Below are 5,548 nucleotides of genomic sequence, written 5' to 3'. Positions count from 1 at the left end.
TTCGCACTAGCTTCGCGTCGCCGCCCCAGCCAGCCGGAGGGCCCAAATCGCCGGGCCCCGCGACCATTTTCTCATCGCACGAAAAAACGGGCCCTCCACATATTCCAGAGAACCCGCAAATGGATTGATATGTTAAATCTTCAAGAACCGCCCCATGGAGATGGCGGCGCCGACTGCGCCGATGACGATGCCGATGATGGCCAGGAGGAAGTCCATGCCCACCAGCAGGCTCGCCGGCGACAGCAGCGCGTACCCCGCTGACGCGAAGGTGTTGGCTGAAGCACCGTAGATGACAGCGTAGCCGATATCCACGATGACGATCGGCAGAATCGCGCCGAACAGGCCCGTCCAGGCCCCTTCCAGCAGGAACGGCCAGCGAATGTAGGAGTTGGTTGCCCCCACCAGCCGCATGATCCCGATCTCGGTCCGCCGGCTAAGAATCGTAATGCGCACGGTGTTTGAAATCAGGAACACGGCGACCAGCAAAAGCAGGACACTGAAGCCTAAGCCCCACTGGCGTAAACTGTCCGTGGCCTTAAAGAGGTTGCGGGCATTAGCCCCGCCGTAACTGGCGTCGGCGACATGATCCAGTTTCTGGGCCGCCTTAGCCACTTTCTCCGTCGCTTGCGGTGTCTTGGTCTTGACGATAAAGACGTCATTCAGCGGGTTGGAGTCGCCACCGAACATGCGGAAGGCACTGCCGTAACTGCCGACCACCTTATCCAGCTCTTGCTGGCGGCTGGAATAGGTGACGGTGCTGACGGCGCTCATGTCCTTCAACTCGTCTGCCAGCGTGCTGCGCTGGGCCTTGGTGGTTTTCTGATCGATCATTACCCGCACCCGGACGTCGTTCTCGACTTCCCGGGAGACATGGTTGACGTTGAAGATGAGGGCTAAGAAAATCCCCACCAGCAGGAGGGTGACGGTGACGGACACGATGGCCGCCACGGACATGCCGCCGTTACGCTTGAGACTGCGGAAGCTGTCGGTGACATGGCGCTTGAATGTACTAGCCTTCATTGGCGTATGTCCCCTCCTTCTCGTCCCGCACAATGTCGCCGTTATTGATCTCCAGCAGGCGGTGGACATGACTGTTCACCAACTGGTCGTTGTGGGTGGCCATGATGACCGTGGTGCCTTTGCTGTTGATGGTTTCCAGCAAGGCCATGATTTCTTCGGACGTGTTGGGGTCCAGATTGCCAGTGGGCTCGTCCGCAATCAAAATGTGGGGATTGTTGGCAATCGCCCGGGCAATCGCGACCCGCTGCTGCTCGCCGCCGGAAAGTTCATTGGGGAAACGGTCCGCTTTGTCGGCCAAACCGACTTCTTGCAAGACCTGAGTGACGCGCTGCTTGATTTCTTCAGGGTCTGTCTCGATGACTTCCATCGCGTAGGCAATGTTTTCGGCGACAGTGAGGCGGCTGAGCAGCTTGAAGTCCTGGAAGACCACGCCGATGCGGCGGCGTAAATACGGCACTTCCCGGTCTTTGAGCTGGGGCAAGTCAAAATCATCGATCATGATCAGACCGGTGGTGGCCTTCAATTCCCGGTAAAGCAATTTGATAAACGTGGATTTGCCGGCACCGGAAGGCCCGACAACATAGACGAAATCGCCCTGGTTGATCTCCACATTGACGTTTTCCAAGGCCGTCACGTTGTTATCGTATACCTTTGATACATCTACCATACGAATCATTGGGATGGCTTGTTCCTTTCCTGTTACACACGTGGCTATTGTACCAAGCCAACGTAACAATTCAGCGACGAATTAATACAGAAGTGTCTCAAAGCTGCGCATTTTTACTTTGCTGGCGAGCGAGTTCCCACTGCAAGTAAGCATTGATGAAGCCGTCCAGATCCCCGTCCATGACGGCTTGGCCATTACTGGTCTCGTAGTTGGTCCGGTGATCCTTGACCATCGTGTAAGGATGGAATACATAGGATCGAATCTGGGAACCCCAGCCGATATCCTTTTGTTCGCCCTGAATGGCCGCTTCTTTTTCTTTCTGCTGTTCCTCGGCCCGTTCATAGAGCTTGGCCCGTAACATATTCATCGCCGTCTCCCGGTTCTGCAGCTGGGAACGCTGGGCTTGGGACTGGGTCACGATACCCGTGGGCAGGTGGGTGATCCGCACGGCACTGGACGTCTTGTTAATGTGCTGTCCGCCGGCCCCGCTGGACCGGTAGACATCGACCCGTAAGTCTTCCGGCCGAATATCGATGTTGATGCTGTCGTCCAGCACCGGCATGACGTCGACCGAAGCGAAGGACGTGTGGCGCCGACCAGCAGAATCGAAGGGAGAAATGCGCACCAGCCGGTGGATCCCTTTCTCCCCGCGTAACAAGCCATAAGCATTGTGCCCGCTGATCTGGATCGTCACAGACTTGACGCCGGCTTCGTCACCAGCCAAGTAGTCCAGTGTCTCCACCTTGAAGCCGCGGCCTTGCGCCCAGCGGGTGTACATCCGCAGCAGCATGGAAGCCCAGTCCTGGGCTTCGGTACCGCCGGCGCCGGGGTGGATTTCCACCAGGGCGTCATTCTTGTCGTAAGGACCGGTGAGCAGCTGGCTCAGCTCGTACTCGTGCATCGCCTTTTGCAGCTTGGGAATCCCATTATCCAGTTGCTTGGCAATATCCGGGTCGGGTTCATCCGCCAGCAGCTCCGCAGCCACCTGGAGATTCTGCCAGCCGTCATCCAGTTTCTTGAACGTGTCCAACTGAGTTTTGGCTGCGTTCGTTTCGTCAATGATCTTCTGGGCGGCTGCCGAGTCGTTCCAGAAATCCGGTTCGGCCATTTTGGCCTCGTTCACCGCAATTGTTTCTTGCAAGTGAGGGAAGTCAAAGAGACCCCCTAAACTGATTTATTTTGGTACGCATTTCATCCAGCACGTGACGTGCATCGGCTAATTCCATAACGTGAGCCTCTTTCTTTCTTTTTCTTTCATTTTGGAGATACGCGAAAGGCTGGCGACGACCAGCCCCCAGCCTTTGTGTGGTTAACGCCGAATGTTTTGGCGAATCTCGGCCCGCATGAACAGCCGAGTGACATCGTAATCGATGTCCGCAATCATTTCTTCAAACATCCGGTAGCCTTCTTCTTGGTACTCGACCAGCGGGTTCATCTGACCATACCCCCGCAGGCCGATGGATTGCCGCAACTGGTCCATGGCGTCGATGTGGTCCGTCCAGTGGGCGTCGACCACCCGCAGGATAACGACCTTCTCGAACTCCAGCATCTGGGCCGGATCTTGCAAGGCCTTGGCCTTGTCGTCGAAGTTCTCCTCCGCCAGCTTGTACAGGAAGGCCTTGATTTGGTCAGCGGTCTTACCCTGAATGTCCTTCAGGCTGATCTTATCCTCATTGACCATCGCCGTGTGGGCGAAGTCCACGATGGCTTGCAAGTCCCAGTCTTCCTGCTTGCTGCTCTGGGTATGGATGTCCACCTGGTTGGTGATCGTCCGCTTGATCATCGGCATTAGGACCGGTTTCAGATCTTTTTGTTCAGAAATGACATCCAGCCGCTGTTTGTACATGACTTCACGCTGTTCACGCATCACGTCATCGTATTGCAGGGTGTTCTTCCGGGTATCGTAGTTATTCCCTTCGACCCGTTTCTGAGCAGATTCAACTTGGCGGGTAATCAAGCGGCTCTCAATGACCTTGTCTTCATCCGGACCGCTCAAGCGATCCATGAAGGCCTTGATCCGGTCGCCGCCGAACCGCTTCATCAGGTCGTCTTCCAGGGACATGTAGAAGCGGGTCTCACCCGGGTCCCCCTGCCGGCCGGAACGGCCCCGCAGCTGGTTATCGATCCGGCGGGACTCGTGCCGTTCAGTACCCAGAACGGTCAGTCCGCCGAGCTCTTTGACGCCCGGTCCGAGCTTAATATCGGTGCCCCGCCCGGCCATGTTAGTGGCGATGGTGACGGCGCCGCGCTGACCGGCGTTCATGATGATCTCGGCTTCCTTGGCGTGGTTCTTGGCGTTCAAGACCGCGTGGGGAATATTCAGTTTGTCCAGCATGCGGGACAGCCGCTCAGAGTTCTCGACGGCGACGGTGCCGACCAGCATCGGCTGGCCCTTGGCATGGCGCTCCTGGATTTCTTTCACGACGGCATTGAACTTGCTGTCCAGGGTCGGATACAGCACATCAGGATTGTCCACCCGGATAACGGGCTTGTTGGTCGGGATCGAGATGACTTCCATGTTGTAGATCTCACGGAATTCTTCCTCTTCGGTCTTTGCCGTCCCGGTCATCCCGGCCAGTTTGTTGTACATCCGGAAGTAGTTCTGATAGGTGATGTTGGCCATGGTCTTGGTCTCATCCTCAATCTTGACGCCTTCCTTGGCCTCGATGGCCTGGTGCAGCCCGTCGGAATACCGCCGGCCTTCCATGACCCGGCCGGTGAACTGATCAACGATCAGGACTTTGCCGTCTTGGACCACGTAGTCGATATCCCGGAGCATGATGTAGTTGGCCCGCAAGGCTTGGTCCAAGTGGTGGTTCAAGACCATGTTGTCCGTATCGTACAAGTTATCCAAGCCGAAGTTCTTCTCCGCCTTGCGAATCCCTTGTTCAGTGAGCGAAATACTCTTCGTCGGCCAATCAATCTTGTAGTCTTCTTTGTCCTTCAGCGTCTTGACGAAGCGGTCCGTGCGAATGTAGAGCGCCGTGGACTTTTCTGCCTGACCAGAAATGATCAGCGGGGTCCGGGCCTCATCGATCAAAATGGAGTCGACTTCATCGACGATGGCAAAGTTCAGCGGCCGCTGGACCATCTGGTCCTTGTACACGACCATGTTGTCCCGCAGGTAGTCGAACCCGAGCTCGCTGTTGGTGGAATAGGTGATGTCGGCGTTGTAGGCTTCCCGCTTCTCATCCGTACTCTTCTCGTTCAGGTTCAAGCCGACACTGAGCCCCAGCCAATTGTACAGCTGGCCCATCTCGGTGGCGTCCCGTCCGGACAGGTACTCGTTAACGGTGACGACGTGCACACCCTTGCCGGCCAACGCATTCAAATACACCGGCATGGTGGCAGTCAAGGTCTTCCCTTCACCAGTCTTCATCTCGGCAATGTTGCCTTCATGCAGCGTAATACCGCCGATGATTTGGACCCGGAACGGGAACAAGCCCAATACGCGCTTGGCGCCTTCGCGGACAACTGCGAAGGCTTCAGGGAGAATGTCATTCAATGTTTCGCCGTTGGCCAGACGTTCCTTGAACTTGGGCGTCTTGGCTTGCAGCTGCTCATCGGACAGCTTAGCGTATTCGTCTTCGTAGCCGATGACTTGGTCGGCAATCTTGCCCATCCGTTTCACTTCGCGGGCGTCGGATTCGACCCACCGCTTCAATACATTTGCCATTTCTAAACCTCACAACCTCATTTGACGTAAAATTTCTTAGTTAGCTCGATAAATAGAGTTCGTTACATTCTACCATATGGCGCAATGGTGGTGCAAAAAGACAGAGGGCGCAGCCGAGCGGTTAGGCCATTGTGGCCTGCTTGGCGGAGCCCGTTTACGGAGGCAGGCAGCTGTCCTGCGCGGTA

The 5,548-nt window shown here is 56.2% G+C and carries 4 protein-coding genes; all 4 read right to left on the bottom strand.

What is annotated here, in order from left to right:
* Positions 1–132 precede the first annotated feature (132 nt).
* A complete protein-coding gene (gene ftsX, locus L248_RS02925) occupies positions 133–1,020 on the bottom strand; it encodes a permease-like cell division protein FtsX (RefSeq protein WP_022528572.1) in 888 nt (295 codons plus the stop codon).
* Entirely contained in the window at positions 1,010–1,696 is a 687-nt protein-coding gene (gene ftsE / locus L248_RS02920) for a cell division ATP-binding protein FtsE (protein ID WP_022528571.1), read from the bottom strand. The genes ftsX and ftsE overlap by 11 nt, the downstream gene beginning before the upstream one ends.
* A gap of 88 nt (positions 1,697–1,784) precedes the next feature.
* Positions 1,785–2,913 (bottom strand): peptide chain release factor 2 gene (gene prfB, locus L248_RS02915; RefSeq protein ID WP_155828552.1). Its coding sequence is split into 2 segments (ribosomal slippage): positions 1,785–2,840 and positions 2,842–2,913, totalling 1,128 coding nucleotides; the frame shifts between segments, so codons are not numbered across the junction.
* Between the two features lie 83 nt (positions 2,914–2,996).
* Positions 2,997–5,363: a preprotein translocase subunit SecA gene (gene secA, locus L248_RS02910; RefSeq protein WP_022528569.1), complete on the bottom strand. Its 2,367-nt coding sequence runs from the start codon at positions 5,361–5,363 to the stop codon at positions 2,997–2,999.
* Positions 5,364–5,548 lie beyond the last annotated feature (185 nt).

Origin of the sequence: Schleiferilactobacillus shenzhenensis LY-73 (assembly GCF_000469325.1) — a bacterium.
Taxonomy (GTDB): Bacteria; Bacillota; Bacilli; order Lactobacillales; family Lactobacillaceae; genus Schleiferilactobacillus; species Schleiferilactobacillus shenzhenensis.
This window is presented reverse-complemented; position numbering and strand designations above follow the sequence as displayed.

Coding starts and splice junctions, on each gene's coding strand:
- secA (WP_022528569.1), bottom strand. CDS start 5,363: ATGGCAAATGTATTGAAGCGGTGGGTCGAATCCGACGCCCGCGAAGTG.
- ftsX (WP_022528572.1), bottom strand. CDS start 1,020: ATGAAGGCTAGTACATTCAAGCGCCATGTCACCGACAGCTTCCGCAGT.
- ftsE (WP_022528571.1), bottom strand. CDS start 1,696: ATGATTCGTATGGTAGATGTATCAAAGGTATACGATAACAACGTGACG.